Source organism: Clostridium sp. LS3, assembly GCF_055330225.1.
Genome location: NZ_CM143921.1, coordinates 587,936 through 603,441 on the forward strand (window position 1 = coordinate 587,936; position 15,506 = coordinate 603,441).

The 15,506-nt window shown below is 28.0% G+C and carries 17 protein-coding genes and 1 pseudogene; 15 read left to right on the forward strand and 3 right to left on the reverse strand.

The window, feature by feature from the left end:
* Positions 1-16 precede the first annotated feature (16 nt).
* From ACZJV1_RS02825 to ACZJV1_RS02850, 6 genes and pseudogenes are all read left to right on the forward strand, one after another.
* Positions 17-1,048 carry a LacI family DNA-binding transcriptional regulator gene (locus ACZJV1_RS02825; protein WP_460286067.1) on the forward strand — a complete coding sequence of 344 codons (1,032 nt, stop codon included), beginning with the start codon at positions 17-19 and terminating at the stop codon, positions 1,046-1,048.
* A 25-nt stretch (positions 1,049-1,073) separates the two neighbouring features.
* Positions 1,074-1,985: a DUF1861 family protein gene (locus ACZJV1_RS02830; protein ID WP_463651342.1), complete on the forward strand. Its 912-nt coding sequence runs from the start codon at positions 1,074-1,076 to the stop codon at positions 1,983-1,985.
* An 11-nt stretch (positions 1,986-1,996) separates the two neighbouring features.
* Positions 1,997-3,577 carry an alpha-glucosidase gene (locus tag ACZJV1_RS02835; protein WP_463651343.1) on the forward strand — a complete coding sequence of 527 codons (1,581 nt, stop codon included), beginning with the start codon at positions 1,997-1,999 and terminating at the stop codon, positions 3,575-3,577.
* A gap of 288 nt (positions 3,578-3,865) precedes the next feature.
* Entirely contained in the window at positions 3,866-4,099 is a 234-nt protein-coding gene (locus ACZJV1_RS02840) for a hypothetical protein (RefSeq protein WP_411169763.1), read from the forward strand.
* A gap of 41 nt (positions 4,100-4,140) precedes the next feature.
* Positions 4,141-4,410: pseudogene (locus ACZJV1_RS02845) on the forward strand (beta-galactosidase small subunit-related protein); the annotation flags it as partial.
* A gap of 507 nt (positions 4,411-4,917) precedes the next feature.
* Positions 4,918-5,400: a hypothetical protein gene (locus tag ACZJV1_RS02850; protein WP_463651344.1), complete on the forward strand. Its 483-nt coding sequence runs from the start codon at positions 4,918-4,920 to the stop codon at positions 5,398-5,400.
* Between the two features lie 76 nt (positions 5,401-5,476).
* Here ACZJV1_RS02850 and ACZJV1_RS02855 read toward each other — a convergent pair whose 3' ends face one another.
* Complete coding sequence (locus ACZJV1_RS02855; RefSeq protein ID WP_463651345.1) at positions 5,477-5,644, reverse strand: hypothetical protein; 168 nt, start codon at positions 5,642-5,644, stop codon at positions 5,477-5,479.
* 273 nt (positions 5,645-5,917) lie between these two features.
* Positions 5,918-6,091 carry a BhlA/UviB family holin-like peptide gene (locus ACZJV1_RS02860; RefSeq protein WP_463651346.1) on the reverse strand — a complete coding sequence of 58 codons (174 nt, stop codon included), beginning with the start codon at positions 6,089-6,091 and terminating at the stop codon, positions 5,918-5,920.
* Between the two features lie 545 nt (positions 6,092-6,636).
* Between ACZJV1_RS02860 and ACZJV1_RS02865 the strand changes: the two genes are divergently transcribed.
* Entirely contained in the window at positions 6,637-7,134 is a 498-nt protein-coding gene (locus ACZJV1_RS02865) for a hypothetical protein (RefSeq protein WP_460286075.1), read from the forward strand.
* Here ACZJV1_RS02865 and ACZJV1_RS02870 read toward each other — a convergent pair.
* Positions 7,124-7,420 (reverse strand): hypothetical protein, encoded by a 297-nt coding sequence (locus ACZJV1_RS02870; RefSeq protein ID WP_463651347.1) that lies wholly within the window; start codon positions 7,418-7,420, stop codon positions 7,124-7,126. The two genes, ACZJV1_RS02865 and ACZJV1_RS02870, sit on opposite strands and share 11 nt — an antisense overlap.
* A 683-nt stretch (positions 7,421-8,103) precedes the next feature.
* Here ACZJV1_RS02870 and ACZJV1_RS02875 point away from each other — a divergent pair.
* From ACZJV1_RS02875 to ACZJV1_RS02910, 8 genes are all read left to right on the forward strand, one after another.
* A complete protein-coding gene (locus ACZJV1_RS02875; RefSeq protein ID WP_463651348.1) occupies positions 8,104-8,901 on the forward strand; it encodes a Cof-type HAD-IIB family hydrolase in 798 nt (265 codons plus the stop codon).
* A 228-nt stretch (positions 8,902-9,129) separates the two neighbouring features.
* Positions 9,130-11,154, forward strand: coding sequence for a sigma 54-interacting transcriptional regulator (locus tag ACZJV1_RS02880; RefSeq protein ID WP_463651349.1), 2,025 nt, complete (start codon positions 9,130-9,132; stop codon positions 11,152-11,154).
* Positions 11,155-11,222: 68 nt separating this feature from the next.
* Positions 11,223-11,843 (forward strand): PRD domain-containing protein, encoded by a 621-nt coding sequence (locus ACZJV1_RS02885; protein WP_463651350.1) that lies wholly within the window; start codon positions 11,223-11,225, stop codon positions 11,841-11,843.
* 263 nt (positions 11,844-12,106) lie between these two features.
* Positions 12,107-12,490 (forward strand): PTS sugar transporter subunit IIA, encoded by a 384-nt coding sequence (locus ACZJV1_RS02890; RefSeq protein ID WP_460286079.1) that lies wholly within the window; start codon positions 12,107-12,109, stop codon positions 12,488-12,490.
* A 16-nt stretch (positions 12,491-12,506) separates the two neighbouring features.
* On the forward strand, positions 12,507-12,983 hold the full coding sequence (locus ACZJV1_RS02895; protein ID WP_460286080.1) for a PTS sugar transporter subunit IIB: 477 nt from the start codon (positions 12,507-12,509) through the stop codon (positions 12,981-12,983).
* Positions 12,984-13,001: 18 nt separating this feature from the next.
* Positions 13,002-13,790 (forward strand): PTS mannose/fructose/sorbose/N-acetylgalactosamine transporter subunit IIC, encoded by a 789-nt coding sequence (locus ACZJV1_RS02900; RefSeq protein ID WP_460286081.1) that lies wholly within the window; start codon positions 13,002-13,004, stop codon positions 13,788-13,790.
* Entirely contained in the window at positions 13,777-14,622 is an 846-nt protein-coding gene (locus ACZJV1_RS02905; protein WP_460286083.1) for a PTS system mannose/fructose/sorbose family transporter subunit IID, read from the forward strand. The genes ACZJV1_RS02900 and ACZJV1_RS02905 overlap by 14 nt, the downstream gene beginning before the upstream one ends.
* A 16-nt stretch (positions 14,623-14,638) precedes the next feature.
* Positions 14,639-15,343, forward strand: coding sequence for an SIS domain-containing protein (locus tag ACZJV1_RS02910; RefSeq protein WP_463651351.1), 705 nt, complete (start codon positions 14,639-14,641; stop codon positions 15,341-15,343).
* Positions 15,344-15,506 lie beyond the last annotated feature (163 nt).

Here is a 15,506-nt window from a genome sequence, read left to right on the forward strand (position 1 = left end):
TATTAGGAGATATAGTATGGCGAAAGTAACAATGAAAGAAATAGCAAACAAGTTAAATATATCAATTAATGCTGTATCCCTTGCATTAAATAATAAAATTGGTGTTAGCGAAGAAACAAGAAAGCAAGTTCTTGATATGGCAGAAGAATTAGGATATTTAGATAAATCTCCTAGATTTGTACAATCCTATGCAAGTCGAAATATATGTACACTTATAAAAAAATCTCACTTTGAAGATAGTACTTTTTATTCAAAAATATTAATGGGAATAAATGAAGAGGCTAGAAAAAAGGGATATGATATTATAACATGTATGATTAATGAAAATGAGCAAAGTATTCCAAGCTGTATAGAAAGTAAAAAGGTTTGTGGAATAATAGTAGTTGCAGCTATTGAAGATGAATATTTAGTTAAACTTAAAGATTATAAGCTTCCAGTTGTATTAGTAGACCATACATCATTATTAGAAAGTACAGATAGTATTTTATCAGATAATAAGCTTGGTAGCTTTAAAGTTACAAAGCTGCTTTTAGATAAAGGTTATAAGAATATAGGATTTTTTGGTGATTTAGAATACTCGTTAAGTATTAAAGAAAGATATTTTGGTTATAAAGAAGCAATAAAGAAGTTTGTTTGTATTAATTCAGAAGATGAAACTTTAGAATATATAGATAATTATTCTGTACTTCATAATTTAGAGGAATATATAATTAATCAGGATGAAAAAGGAGTACAAAAAATTATTTCTGAAATGGATAATATTCCAGAAGCATTTGTTTGCTCAAATGATAATGCAGCAATAATTGTAATTACTGCTTTAAGAGAATTAGGATATTCAATTCCAGATGATATTGCAGTTGTAGGCTTTGATGATATTGTATTAAGTTCATTAGTAATACCAAAGGTTACAACTGTAAGGGTTCAAAAGGATTATATGGGTAGAAAAGCAGTAAATAGATTGCTTTGGAGATTAGAACATAAAAATGATCCAAATGAAAATATTGTAATGAGCGTTGAAGTAGTTGAGAGAGATTCACATAAAAGATAATTATAAGAAGGTGGGGTAAAAGAATATGATAAAAACTTGTAATGGATTATTAAAGGAATATTTAGAGTCAAAACCATCAGTGTACAATGTAGAAAAAATTAAGTTTGTAAATGTAGGGGATAATGATGTATATAATATAACTGCTCCTTTTAAAAATGATGATAAAACTATAATAGCAGGTAGAGTAGAGGCTAGAGATAGTGAACATTCAAAAGTATATTTCTTTGAAAATATAAGTGAAGGTTGGAGTCCTGCTAAAGGATATCCAGTGTTAGAATTACAAGATCCTTTTTATACTAGAATTAATGATGAGTTAATAGTTGGAGGGGTAGAAATATTCCCTGACCCAGAAAAAGAAGATACATTAAAATGGAGAACTATATTCTATAAAGGAAAGAATATACAATCATTAGAAAGATTTTTTGTTGGCCCTGATGGAATGAAGGATTTAAGATTAGCACAATTATTAGATGGAAAAATAGCAGTTTTAACAAGACCGCAAGGTGAAAAAGGTGGTAGAGGTAAAATTGGATTTACTATAATAAATTCTTTAAATGAATTAACTATAGAAGTAATTAATAAATATCCATTATTAAATGGATTATTTATAGATGAAGAATGGGGAGGAGCTAATGAAGCAAGGCCATTGGATTCATCAACATTAGGAATATTAGGTCATATAGCATGCTTTGATAATGATGGAAATAGACATTATTATCCAATGACTTTTAAATTAGATATTAATACTTTAAAAGTATCAGAACAAAAGCTTATAGCAATAAGAAAAGATTTTAAACCAGGAGAAGCTAAAAGACCAGACTTAGAAGATGTTGTATTTAGTGGTGGTTTAATAATAGAAGGTAATAAGGCAAGATTATATTCAGGAATTAGTGATGCAGAAGCTCAATTTATAGAAATAGATAATCCATTTAAGTAGGAGGTATTTAAATGAATAAAATATGGTGGAAAGAAAGCGTATTTTATGAGATATATATGTCTAGCTTTATGGATGGAAACAATGATGGTATTGGTGATTTTAAAGGAATTACATCTAAACTTGATTATTTATCAGATTTAGGAGTAAATGGAATATGGTTAACACCATTTTATCCATCCCCTAGAGTAGATAATGGATACGATATTTCAGATTATTATAATGTAGATAAAGATTATGGTACTTTAGAAGACTTTAAAAGCTTTATTAATAAAGCACATAACTTAGGGATAAAAGTAATAGTTGATATAGTTTTAAATCATACATCAAGTATGCATCCATGGTTTATAGAATCAAGAAGTTCTAAAGATAATGATAAAAGAGATTTTTATATATGGAAAAAAGAAGTTCCAAACAATTGGGAGTCTTTCTTTGGGGGAGATGCTTGGGAGTTTGACAAAGAAACTAAGGAATATTATTATCATGCTTTTGCAAAGGAACAAGTAGATCTAAACTGGAATAATCCGAAAGTATATGATGCAATGAAAGCTGTATTAAAATATTGGTTAGACTTTGGTGTAGATGGATTTAGATTTGATGTAATAAACTTCTTAACAGTTCAAAATGATTTAAGCAAAGACAATCCTTTTGATGAAAAAGGAGAACAAATACATAAATTTGATAAGGATCAAGATGGTGTATTAGATATAATTAGCAGACTAGTAGCTGATATAAAAGCAATTAAGGAAGATGCTTTTTTAGTTGGAGAAGTTGGTTCAGAAGACATAAATGAGTTAAAGAATTACTTAGGAAAAGATTTATTAGATGTAGTATTTAATTTTAACTTAGGAAGTATGGAAGAGTTTTCTTCAGAAAAAATATATAAAGAAATTAAATCTATGGATGAAGTGTATGAGGAAAATCAAATACCTACAATATTCTTTAATAGTCATGATATGGGTAGAAGCATATCAAGGTTTAATCCAAAAGGAGATTTAAATGGAATAGAAAAAGCAATGGCAGCTTTACTTTTAACTTCATATGGTGTTCCATTTATGTATTTTGGTGAAGAAATAGGTATGAAAGATTTATTATGTTTTGATATTAAAAAGATGAATGATATACAAGGTATTACTAAATATAAGCTTGAGCTAGAAAAAGGTAAAACTGAAAGTGAAGCATTAATTAGTGCAAATAAAAGTTCAAGGGATAAATCAAGAAGCCCAATGCAATGGAATAACTCAAAATACTATGGCTTTAGCAGTGTTGAGCCATGGATAAACATAGAAGACAAACTAGACGATACTAATGTTGAAAAGTGTTTACAAGATAATAATAGTATATTAAAGTTGTATAAAGATTTAATAAAATTAAGATATAATAATGAAGTTTTAATGTATGGCATATATAAAGAAATATCATTTAATAACAATGTTTTATCTTTTACTAGACAATTAGGAAGTAAAGAGGTAGAGGTTATAATAAATTATGGTGAAGATGTTTATACTTATAATAATAACTTTAAAACATTATATGAAAACAATACTATTAATGGAGCGCTGAAACAATTTGGTTTTGTGATAAATAAGAAATAGAACTTATTTATAGTAATAGTAGATGGAAATTTAACACATTAAGTAAATTTTAGATAGTAGATAGAATGGTGAGAGCTAATCTATCTACTATTTTTTTATTATAGATAGTATTGTATTATATAGGTTTCAATATAAGGATTATATGATAAATTTATATGATTAGTTTATAAGTAAGAACTTGTGGTATATAATAAATATAGAATATTTAGGAAACAATAGTATATAATGTTTTAAAGTTTATTAATAGATTTATATAATGTTTTTAATATAAATAAATAGGTAGGGAATATGTTTAATAAAAATAATAAATTTACTTTATACTTAGGAATATTTATTTTAATATACATTGTTATTACTAATGAAATACTAGGAAAAATAACATTTAGTTTACCATTTGTAATTATAGGTTTAGCTTTAATTATTTATTATTTTGTAAATAACAAATATTATGATAATGAAACATATAGCAAATACATAAAAATAATAACATCTGATTCCCATGCATTAAGAAGTGATATGTAAATCCGCAAGAGTGTGGAAATAGAACATGAGTTAGATGGGCAGAGATAATTGATAATAACAATGAAGGAATAAAAATAACTGGAGATAATATAGAAATGAGTGTATTACCATATACTCCACATGAACTAGAAAATGCATACCATGCCTATGAGCTACCACCAATATATCATACAGTTTTAAAGATATCCCTAAAACAATCAGGGGTTGGAGGAGATGATAGCTGGGGAGCAGAGGTACATGATGAGTATAAGTTAAAGGCAGAAGAAGAGAGAATATTAAAGTTTTCAATTATTGGCAAAGATTTTTTATAATTCACCTTATTCGAATCATCTAAACATGGCACAACTCGCATAGGCTCAAACAGTGCCAGTTCTTAACGGTAATTTGAAACGGTGGATTATAAAAATCTAGTTGCTCGTAATGATGCACCCTTCCGACAAAATAGTCCTTGAATTTTACCTATAAATGCAGCTATTATGGGTTAATAAATATAAAGAGTGGTGAACTTCCACCAATGAGCGAAGAGTTGAAAGAGTAGAATATAAGAATAAATATAAAAAAGCTATTATTTCGCATCTATCAATGCGAAATAATAGCTTTTTTTATTTTTGTTTGGGCACACTAAACAGTTAATTACAATTTTTGTATTATATCAGACTTTGCAAATGGCTTAAAATCGTAATTTTTTATTTCTTCGTGAAAAGATTTTTTAGCGAAATCTTAAGGAAATTACAAACATAATATAGTACAATATAGAAAATAAGTTAATATGTGAAAAAAGAAAGTAATAGTTACTTTTACTTTAATAGGAGGGATTTATGAAAGAAATTAAAGTTAAAGAAAATTCACTCAAAATTGCAATCATACACCTAATTGTATTTGTTGTTTCTACTGTAATATTTATTTTTGATCCATCTAATAGTGATCCTCTGCTTATTGTGGAAATATTACATCCAAATTTTATAATAAAACATTTAGTGATTTGTACCATTTTATTTTTAACATTAGTTATATCATTTAAAGTAGAAAATAAGTTTTTAAATATATATTTGTTAATTATGATGATTATGTCTATCACAATGTCTATGAATTCAAAATTTTTGGGTTATAAGTTTAAGGTAGAAACTCCTTTCATATCGTGGGTTACATATCCACTTGGTTATTATTTATCATTTTGGATTGAAGTAAAAAAAATGACACAGTATAGAATTGTAACAATATCATCTTATTTTATTACTTTAAGTATTCTGCATAGAGTGTCAATTAAGTTTATTGATATTATTAAAAATAAACTTAATTGACTTAAGTAGATTCAACTCCCTAAGCCTATAGGAAGTTGAATGGTGTTTTATAGTTTATATTACGTATAAATGATTATTAAGGTAAATACAGCCATTTACGATCTGAAGAAGGTGCAGCAAGGTCTAATTCTGGATAAAATCTAGCACCTTCCTCAACGTAACCTTTATAAGAACGTTTAGCTACGTGTTCATTTATTTGTTCATCTCCAAATCCAAATATTACTGTATAGTCAGTTTTGCACATGGCAGCTTTAGTGTATCCACCAATATGATTTTGCCAATAATCAGCAAAACTTAGAGGACTTATAGGAGTATGTGGTACTCCTGTATTGCATGAATAAAACTCTGTAACTACAGACTGGAATGAATTTTTATTTATTTTAACTATGTCAGAAGGTTTTAATGTTAATTTAGAGCTACTGGAACTGTATGCTCCGAGTGCAAGCCATCCAGGATAGCCATGTTATCTTCTATTTATTAGGATTGTCAACATAATCATGAAGTTTTTTTATTTCTATTATTTTTTAAAATCACTCTGAATTTCGGGACGTGTATTACTAAGCTGCTTTATTATATTTTGGTAGTTTTCTTCTCTTATTTGATTTTGTTTTAAAACATAAAGTAGAAGATAGCCAAATAATAGAGCGAAAACACCCTGAGTAGTTAAAAAATTAAATAGTTCACTATTCATAAAATAACTTCTTTCAATATATATAAAGAGTTTTTCTTATAAAATAGTAAACTATTATTTTTATTAAATCTAAATTCGCTAAAGTTGAACTTAACGTAATTTTAAAGCCAATGATCATTGAGCATTGGCTTTTGTTATTCATTAAAGATACTTTTAACGAAATTAGAATGTTTATATTTTATAAATTACTAATTCACAACTATCAGCAATCATATATATAAAATAAGGAATTTTATCAAGCTCTTTAATTATTTTGACATCAAAATTAAAATGGATTCTAAAAGTTTAGAGATTATAAGTAATAAGACTTGCATTTGAAAAATAAGCTTCTACCTTACTGTCATTAGTATAATAATTACTAGGTATTCTTGATAACCCAGCTCAATATCCTGTATTAGGAATCATACCAACAAAACTATATAGCGTAAATATATTTCCAATAGTAGTAGCTTCTTTTTATAAGTTAGAGGTTGGATGTTAGAATACAACTTTTAAAAAATAAATTTAAATGTGATATAATATTAAATAAAAATTGGGGGGTATTTATGAAATTATATAGATTAAAGTTCTTATTAATTTTTATTTTAATTATTTTAATTGTAATTCCTTGTTTACCATATAAAATGCCAGAAAGAGATAGATATGAATATGATAATTTGATAAGATTAGAGATCCAATGTCATGAGTGGAGTGGTGGGCCTAAAGTTATTGGTGGCCAAGAACATTTAGATAGATTTCTAGACACTTTACCTGACAAAACTATTTCAAGAGATACTGTAAATTTAATTGGAAATACTCCATATGAAAGTATATCAACATTTAGGCAGGGAATTCCTTCATATAGGGAATTTGTTGTTTATGGAGAATTTAAAGAAGGTTATTCAAGATTTAATGAGGTTAGTTTTGATATTAAAGAATGGTATCCTAAGAACCAATACGTAACACTATATGATAGTATGATTTTTTATGAATTAAAGATATATCCTATTATAATTATTATAATTATTTTTTTAATATTAGCCAGTTTAAAAATTAAAAAGTAACCCAGTATGCATTATCTTCTTTAGCTGGAATTGGATATCTAGAAGATCCAGCCGGGATGTACCCAGTTTGAGCTCTTAAAGCTCTTACTGCAGCTTTTTCAACTATAGAAGCATTTTCTGTGTAAGTTGTGAAAGCATATTCTGTTCTGTATACAACAGTTTCTGTTACTCCATTAGTTTTAAGCTTCCATGCATATGCGAAACTATTATTTCCACCAGTAGCTGTATTACAAGAATAGAAAATACTATGTGTATTTTGGAATGCAGAGCTATTAATTTGGCTCAAATCAGCTATTTCAATACTGTAATTAGAACCAAATAATAATTTTCCTACGTCACCATGACCAAATAAAGTGAATTTGCTTATTGGATATATTCTTTTACCAACACCTGAAATGTTACCAGTATTTATATAGTTAATAAATTCTGCTTTAGATTTAACAAATTGTATATTAGCTCCAAAGACAGATGCACTATGTTTAAAATTATTAATATCTTCTTCAGAATAACTTCCTGAGTCTATTAACCATGTAATAACGTTTCTTGAGGCAGGTGAGTTTTTTATTTCTATTATTTTTTAAAATCACTCTGAATTTCAGGAAGTGTCTTACTAAGCTGCTTTATTATATTTTTATAATTTTCTTATCTTATTTGATTTTGTTTTAAAACATAAAGTAGAAGATAGCCAAATAATAAAGCAAAAACACTATTAACAGTAGAAATATATACATATATAATGAGGAACAAGAAATAAAAGATAAAAAAATGAATAGATTTTTATCAAGAAAGATGTAGGGACTGGCCTTATGAAGTCTGGCGACATGAATATGAACTTAAATTAGTTGTAGGTACTGGATTAATCAACGCAGTAACTACTTACATATATCCACTTTTTTATTGAATTTTACATATTACTAATATACTGTAATAATATAAAGTGAATATTTAATAGAATAGGGGAGAAACACAATGAGCAATAAAGGAATAGTATTTTTTGATGTAGATGGAACACTAATAGATTGCTTTAAAGGGATTACAAAACCAACAGAGAAAACTAGGGAGTCTATTAAAAAATTAAAAGAGAATGGTTATTTAACAATGTTAGCAACTGGTAGATCTAAAAGCTGCTTAGATGAAGGATTATTGTCATTAGGGCTAGATGGATATATAACATCTAATGGATCATATGCAGATATAGATGATAAAATAATTTTTAGCTATCCAATTAATAAAGAAAAGCTAGTTGAAATTGTAGAGTACTTAAATGAAAATAATATGGATTATATTCTAGAGGGACAAGAATTAAATTATCTTTCCTCAAGTAATAATGAAAAATTAAATGACTTATTAAAGGGCGCAAATATTGGACAGGATGTTTTAACAGATAAATGGGATATAAATGATATAGAGTGTAATAAAATAATAGCAATTATTAATACAGAAGATGACTATAATAAAACAGTAGAAAAGTATAGTGAAGAATTTGCATTTATGAAACATCCATATGGAGTTTCATTTGAAATATATATAAGTGAATACACTAAAGGATATGGAGTTACTAAATTAGCTGACATATTAAAAATAAACATAGAAAATACATATGCTTTTGGAGATGGGGAAAATGACATAGAAATGTTCCAAGTTGTAAAGCATGGAATAGCTATGGGAGGGTATCATGAGTTACTAGAAGAACATGCTTATGATTTTACTGAAGATGTAGAAAATGAAGGAATAAGTAAGGGACTTAAAAAGTTAGGATTAATATAATTAGTAAAAATAATAGTAGTATATTAAAAAGAGTGAAGTGATAGATTATATATTTTTATCACTTCACTCTTTTTAATGTATAAACCAGTTATAAAAAAAGTTGCTAAAAATTATTTAGTAGATAAAAAGTTACAAGTTATAAATAATTATCCAATCTAGTATTATCTGATAAGGAGAGAAATACTTATATTAGAATGATTTATATAAAGAAGTTTTAGGGGGATTTGTATGAATAATAAAAAAAAGATAATGAGCGCATTGAAGCAATTACAAATGAATAAGGAAAATATAGACAAATTCTCTAAAGGAGTGAAAGCAGAAGAGGTTTCTAAAATTTTAAATATACAAAGGAGTGTGGTTAGTAGGCATCTTAATGAATTGGTTAGGGAAGGGGTGGTAACCAAGACTGCCACAAGGCCTGTATACTTTAGGTATATAGAGTTAGAGCGTAATAAACCAAAGGTAGATTATATAGAAAGCAATGATCCTTTTACTAAAGTAGTAGGAAATAATAATAGTTTACTTCAAGTAGTAGATAAGTGTAAGAGTGCAGTAATTTATCCTAGTAGGTCAATGTCAATCCTACTGTTAGGAGAAAGTGGTGTAGGAAAGAGCTATATGGCAGAAATTATATATGAGTACGCTAAATATAAAAAATGTATATCTAAAGATGCACAATTTGTTGTACTTAACTGTGCAGATTATGCGAATAATCCAGAACTTTTATCATCATGTTTGTTCGGATATAAAAAAGGAGCATTTACAGGAGCGGATAAAGACAAAGAAGGATTAATAGAAGCTGCCCAAAATGGGTATTTATTTTTGGATGAGGTACATAGATTACCTCCGGAGGGACAAGAAAAGTTATTTATATATTTAGATAAAGGAATCTTTAAAAGGATAGGCTCTAGTAAAGAAACATCTAATGTTAATGTAAAATTTATATTTGCTACTACGGAGAAACCTAATGAAGCTTTATTAGATACTTTTTTAAGAAGAATTCCAGTGAAAATAAAAATTCCTAGTTTTACGGATAGACCAATTGAGGAGAGACTAGCATTGATTTATCAGTTCTTCTATATGGAATATAAAAATACTAATGTGGAATTTAAGGTAAGTAATAGAGTTGTAAATACATTACTTTTTTCAAAGCAGAGGGGAAATATAGGCGGTATAAGGGATACAATTAGATTTAGTTGTGCTAATTCATATAGAAGAAATATTAATGGGAAAGTAAAAGAAGTGCTTATGGAAGATCTAACAGACAATTATTTAATGTTAAGTGAGAAAATACAAAGTTATTTTAATAAGGACTATTTATATATTAATGATGATATTGAGAATAGAATAGATCTTTCTATTATGACATGTAAAACAGGGGATTACTTTAATGAAACCATAGATAATGTCTATGAAGAAATTAAGAAGTTTGAAAGAAGCCATACTAGTAATGATAGTTTAATAAAGAAACTTACAAAAGAAATAAATAAGTTGATTGATAATATCACATATGACTCTAGTAGTAAAGGTAATGAATTGATGGAGAGTATATACATTCAAAATGTTTCTAGAGGACTGCAGATATTAAATGATAAATATGGAGTAAAGTATTATGGTAATTCTTCTAAAGTATTAACTAAGTTTCTTTTGCAGTTAAGAGATGAAGATTATTTTGATAATAGTCAAGAGAATAACAATATTAAATATATAGATACTTATTTAAAAAAAGATTGGGGTAAGTTATATATTACGTCTGATAAGTTTATTTCAATAATAAATTCATCTTTAGATTGCAATATAAAATTAAAGTGTAGAGTATTAATAAACTTATATTTTATTTCCATAAGAGCTAATAAAATTAATTCAATTAATGCAATATTAGTAGCACATGGATTTTCAACGGCCAGTAGTATTGCAAGTTTAACTAATAAAGTGTATGAGGAATTTATTTTTGAATCATTTGATATGCCCATAGATATGAAACCGAAAGAGATAATAAAAAAGGTTACAGATTATTTGAAGAATCTAGATACAACTAATGGAGTAATAATACTAGTTGATATGGGATCATTATTTAACATGGGTGAAGAAATAGAAAAAGTATCAAAGGGTAATATAGGAATAATAAATAATATCACAACTCAGGTAGCTTTAGATGTAGGGGGTAGAATAATAAATAATCAAAGTATAGAAAGAATAATTGATTCTATCGAAAAAGGAATGCTATTCAAAGCAAATTTATTGAAAAGGTAAAAAAGAAGAAGGCTATAATCACTACATGTATAACAGGTATAGGTACTGCAACTAAAATAAGAGATTTAATGAAAATGTGCTTAGATGGAAATGATGTAGAGGTAATTGAATATGAGTATCGAAAGTTACTTACAAATGGAAGAAATGAAGAGATATTTAAATATTATGATATCCAGCTAATTATATCTACTATCGAAATAGAACTAGATGATGTTAAATGTATTCTTCTTCAGGATTTAATAAAGGAAAATGGAGAAAAAGAACTTGTAGAGACCCTTAGTGGAATGGGAATAACTAAAAAGCTAAATAATATAACTTCAAATATTGTAAAGTATTTCTCTATGGAAAATATTATAAATCAATTAACAATTCTCAATGTGAATAAAATAATAAATGATGTGGAAGAAATGATACAAATATTAGAGAGGGAACTAGGATTTAAGTTTTCATCACAATTAACAATAATTATATATATTCACGTAAGTTTATTAGTTGAAAGGCTAATAACAGGAAGAGAAATGCAATCTGATGATGATTATTCAGATTTCATTATTAATAATGGAGAATTTATAAATGCTATTAATAAAAGTTTTATGAATATACAAAAACAATATGGTGTAAAAATAAACATCACAGAAATAAATATGATATATCAAATTATTTCAAATACAGTTGCTATGAGTGAATAAGGAAACTTAATAGAGAGTGTGATACAAAACAAAGCCTAGATGTGTAAATTTAGGTGTTTGTAACAAAAAAATGTAGGTATTATTAAATAACTGTCACACAAGCTTAAAATGTGTGCAATTAAATCTTTAAAAAGTATAATAAAATCTATATTTCAGAAGTTGGCATAAGAACTGCTAATAATATAAGTATTGATAACGATATAAGTGCAAAGAAAATAGTAAGAAAATAATTGGAGGTGAGTATACTGATTGGAGTCTTATTGGTGAGCCATGGGGATTATGCAAAGGCAATGAAGGAATCCATAGAGATGATAGTGGGAAAAAGAGAAAATGTTTATTGCATTGGATTACAAGCTAATGAGAATGGAGAAAATCTCAGTGAAAAATTAGATCGGATAGATGAGGACATGAATAAATATAGTGAGTGTGTAGTATTTTGTGACTTATTTGGTGGCACACCATGTAATACAGTCATTAAGAAGTATTTAAACAATGACAAAATAAAAGTTATAAGCGGAATGAATTTTTCAATGCTATTAACTACATTATTACAAGAAGAAGCTGACATTGATATGATAATTGATGATGGGAAAAAGGGGATTGTTGATGTAAAGGATTTCTGTAATATGGATGATCGTTATGATTAAAAAATAGGAGGGCATTATGGAAATAGTAAATGTAAGAATTGACGAGAGACTAATACATGGACAAGTAGCAGCTTTATGGACAAATAAATTAGGTATTACAAGAATAGTTGTAGTTAACAACGAAATAATCAAAGATCAAATTCAGAAAATGGCTTTAAAAATGGCAACCCCAGTTGGGGTTAAACTATCTATTCTTTCAGTTGATACAGCAGTAAACAATCTTAAGATAAATAAGTACGAAAAGGATAAGATACTATTGATAACAAAGGGGCCTAAGGAGATATTTGAAGTAATTTCTAAGGGGATAGATATTAAAGAAATTAATGTGGGAAACATGTCTGCAAAGGCAGGATCAAAACTGGTTAAGTCTTCAATTAGCGTAAGAAAAGAAGACATCGAATATTTTAATAAAATTTCACAACTTGGAGTAAGAATAACTGCTCAAATGGTTCCTACAGAAGAAAAAATAAACTTCATGAATTTAATAAAATAATAGATAGGAGGAATTAGCATGAACGTACAATGGTGGCAAATATTATTACTTACTTTAGTGGCATTTTTTTCGATTATTGATTTATTATCTTTTGATATTGGTTTAGGAAGGCCAATACAAGCTGGATTCATTGCAGGTTTAATTTTAGGAGATCCAATAACAGGACTGATAATTGGTGGAACATTACAATTAATGATTTTAGGTATAGGAACTTATGGCGGTGCTTCAGTACCAGATTATACTACAGCAGCAATAATAGGTACTGTACTAGGAGTAGGACAAGATATAGAGGTGGCAATTGCAATAGCAGTACCAGTGGGATTATTACTAATTCAACTTGATATTTTAGCAAGATTTTCAAATACATTCTTTCAACATAGAGCAGATAAATATGTAGAAGATTGTAACCTTAAGGGAATTGCTAGAATGAATTTAATGGGAATGATTCCTTGGGGATTATCAAGGGCACTTCCGGTATTACTGGTATTATTATTTGGTCAAAACTTTGTAGAATTGGTTTTACAATATGTTCCACAATGGTTAATGGGAGGATTAAAGGTTGCAGGAGGATTATTACCAATAGTAGGTATTAGTATATTGCTAAGATACTTACCAACTAAGAAGTATATAGCATATTTAATTTTAGGTTTTGCTTTAGTAGTATACTTCTCATTACCTATGATAGGGGTAGCAACTTTAGGGTTAGTTATTGCTATATTAACGTTTAAATATAAATCTGAAAAGAATGCAAACGTATTGCCAGTTTATAGTAATATGGGAGATGGTGATGAGTATGACGAAGAATAATGAAAATCAATTAGTAAAAAATAATGAAGTTCAAGTAGGAAAGCATTTAACTGAAAAAGATTTAAAAAATGTTAACTTTAGATGGCTATATGGGAGTCAAATAGGTTGGAATTATGAAAGAATGATGGGACTTGGCTATATATATGCTATACTTCCAGCCTTAGAAAAAATATATAAGGATGATAAAGAAGCATTAAAAGAAAGCTTAAGAACTCACTCACAGTTCTTTAATACAGAGCCTGATATGGGACATTTAATTGTTGGTGCATCATTAGCTGTTGAAGAGGAGAAAGGTATAGAAGGTAAGGAAGCAGTACTAAGTATAAAGAACGGATTAATGGGACCATTTGCAGGAGTTGGTGATACAATATTTGGCGTAATTGCTGGAACTGTATTTGGAGCAATAGCAGCTAATATGGCCATAAAAGGAAGTTATACAGGACTAGTAATATGGACAGTATTTTTAATATGCAGATGGTTTATACGTACTAAAATGTTTAGTTTAGGTTATAAGCAAGGAACTTTATTAGTTACTAAGTTTAAGGATAAATTAAATTATTTCACAGAAGCTGCAACAATACTAGGGCTAACTGTTATTGGAGCATTGATACCATCAGTTGTTAGAGTAACAATACCATATGAGTTTGTTGCTGGTGATGTAGTAATGAAGGTACAAGATGTATTAAATCAAATTATGCCTGGACTAGCCCACGTGGGATTAGCAGCCCTATGTTTCTGGTTACTAGGACGTAAAAAAATAACATCTACAAAATTGATAGTGTTTGTAATGATTTTATCAGTAGTTTTATTTAATTTAGGAATACTAGTATAGGGGGGAGGACATAATTGTGAGTAACAAATATTTTGAATTAATTTCGGAGATGCTAATTAATTTAGAACAAAGTCAGTCAGAAAATATAGTGAGGGCTGGAGAAGTAGTTGCTAGTTGTATAATGAATGGTGGTATTTTACAGGCATTTGGAAGTGGACACTCATATGCTGCAGCTATTGAGGTATGTGGAAGAGCAGGTGGATTAATACCTTCAAAATGTATTATAGATCCAGCTGGTGGAATATATGAAATGATAGAAGGTGTAGGAAATCAACTTATTAAGAGACTAGATTTAAGAGAAAATGATTGTTTAATATTAATTTCAAACTCAGGTAGAAATCCGTTAAGCATTGAATTAGCACAATACGCAAAAAGTCAAAATGTTAAAATAATTGTTGTTACTTCATTAGATGTATCTAAAAAGTTAACATCTAGACATAGCTGTGGAAAAAATCTTTATGAATTCGCAGATGTAATATTAGATAACTGTGGAGTAGAAGGTGATGCTTCTATAGATGTACCAGGTTTACCAGTTAAAGTTTGTGGTACCTCTTCAGTAGCAGCAGCAGTACTATTAAATGCAACTATGCTACATGCCATAAATACAATGGTTGAAAAAGGATATAATCCTCCAGTATTTATGAGTGCAAATGTGGATGGTGGACCAGAATTTAATCAGAAATTATTAAATCAATATAGTGATAGAATATATAGATATTAATAATACTATATGATAATTATAATAGGTTGTTGTATTTATTTTAATTGATAGGACTAGTCTAGTGTTACATCACTAGACTTTTCTTAATGTATGGGAATGTAAAAAAGACTGTTTATTATATTTCGTGAAATACCAAAGAAGTTTAAGAATTGAATAGGGTTTG

Excerpts from the sequence above, each read along its gene's own strand:
- ACZJV1_RS02860 (WP_463651346.1), bottom strand. The coding sequence starts at position 6,091 with ATGAATAGTGAACTATTTAATTTTTTAACTACTCAGGGTGTTTTCGCT.
- ACZJV1_RS02885 (WP_463651350.1), top strand. The coding sequence starts at position 11,223 with ATGAAAATGTGCTTAGATGGAAATGATGTAGAGGTAATTGAATATGAG.
- ACZJV1_RS02865 (WP_460286075.1), top strand. The coding sequence starts at position 6,637 with ATGAAATTATATAGATTAAAGTTCTTATTAATTTTTATTTTAATTATT.
- ACZJV1_RS02875 (WP_463651348.1), top strand. The coding sequence starts at position 8,104 with ATGAGCAATAAAGGAATAGTATTTTTTGATGTAGATGGAACACTAATA.
- ACZJV1_RS02905 (WP_460286083.1), top strand. The coding sequence starts at position 13,777 with ATGACGAAGAATAATGAAAATCAATTAGTAAAAAATAATGAAGTTCAA.
- ACZJV1_RS02840 (WP_411169763.1), top strand. The coding sequence starts at position 3,866 with ATGTTTAATAAAAATAATAAATTTACTTTATACTTAGGAATATTTATT.
- ACZJV1_RS02895 (WP_460286080.1), top strand. The coding sequence starts at position 12,507 with ATGGAAATAGTAAATGTAAGAATTGACGAGAGACTAATACATGGACAA.
- ACZJV1_RS02900 (WP_460286081.1), top strand. The coding sequence starts at position 13,002 with ATGAACGTACAATGGTGGCAAATATTATTACTTACTTTAGTGGCATTT.
- ACZJV1_RS02825 (WP_460286067.1), top strand. The coding sequence starts at position 17 with ATGGCGAAAGTAACAATGAAAGAAATAGCAAACAAGTTAAATATATCA.
- ACZJV1_RS02880 (WP_463651349.1), top strand. The coding sequence starts at position 9,130 with ATGAATAATAAAAAAAAGATAATGAGCGCATTGAAGCAATTACAAATG.
- ACZJV1_RS02855 (WP_463651345.1), bottom strand. The coding sequence starts at position 5,644 with ATGTGCAAAACTGACTATACAGTAATATTTGGATTTGGAGATGAACAA.
- ACZJV1_RS02850 (WP_463651344.1), top strand. The coding sequence starts at position 4,918 with ATGAAAGAAATTAAAGTTAAAGAAAATTCACTCAAAATTGCAATCATA.
- ACZJV1_RS02830 (WP_463651342.1), top strand. The coding sequence starts at position 1,074 with ATGATAAAAACTTGTAATGGATTATTAAAGGAATATTTAGAGTCAAAA.
- ACZJV1_RS02835 (WP_463651343.1), top strand. The coding sequence starts at position 1,997 with ATGAATAAAATATGGTGGAAAGAAAGCGTATTTTATGAGATATATATG.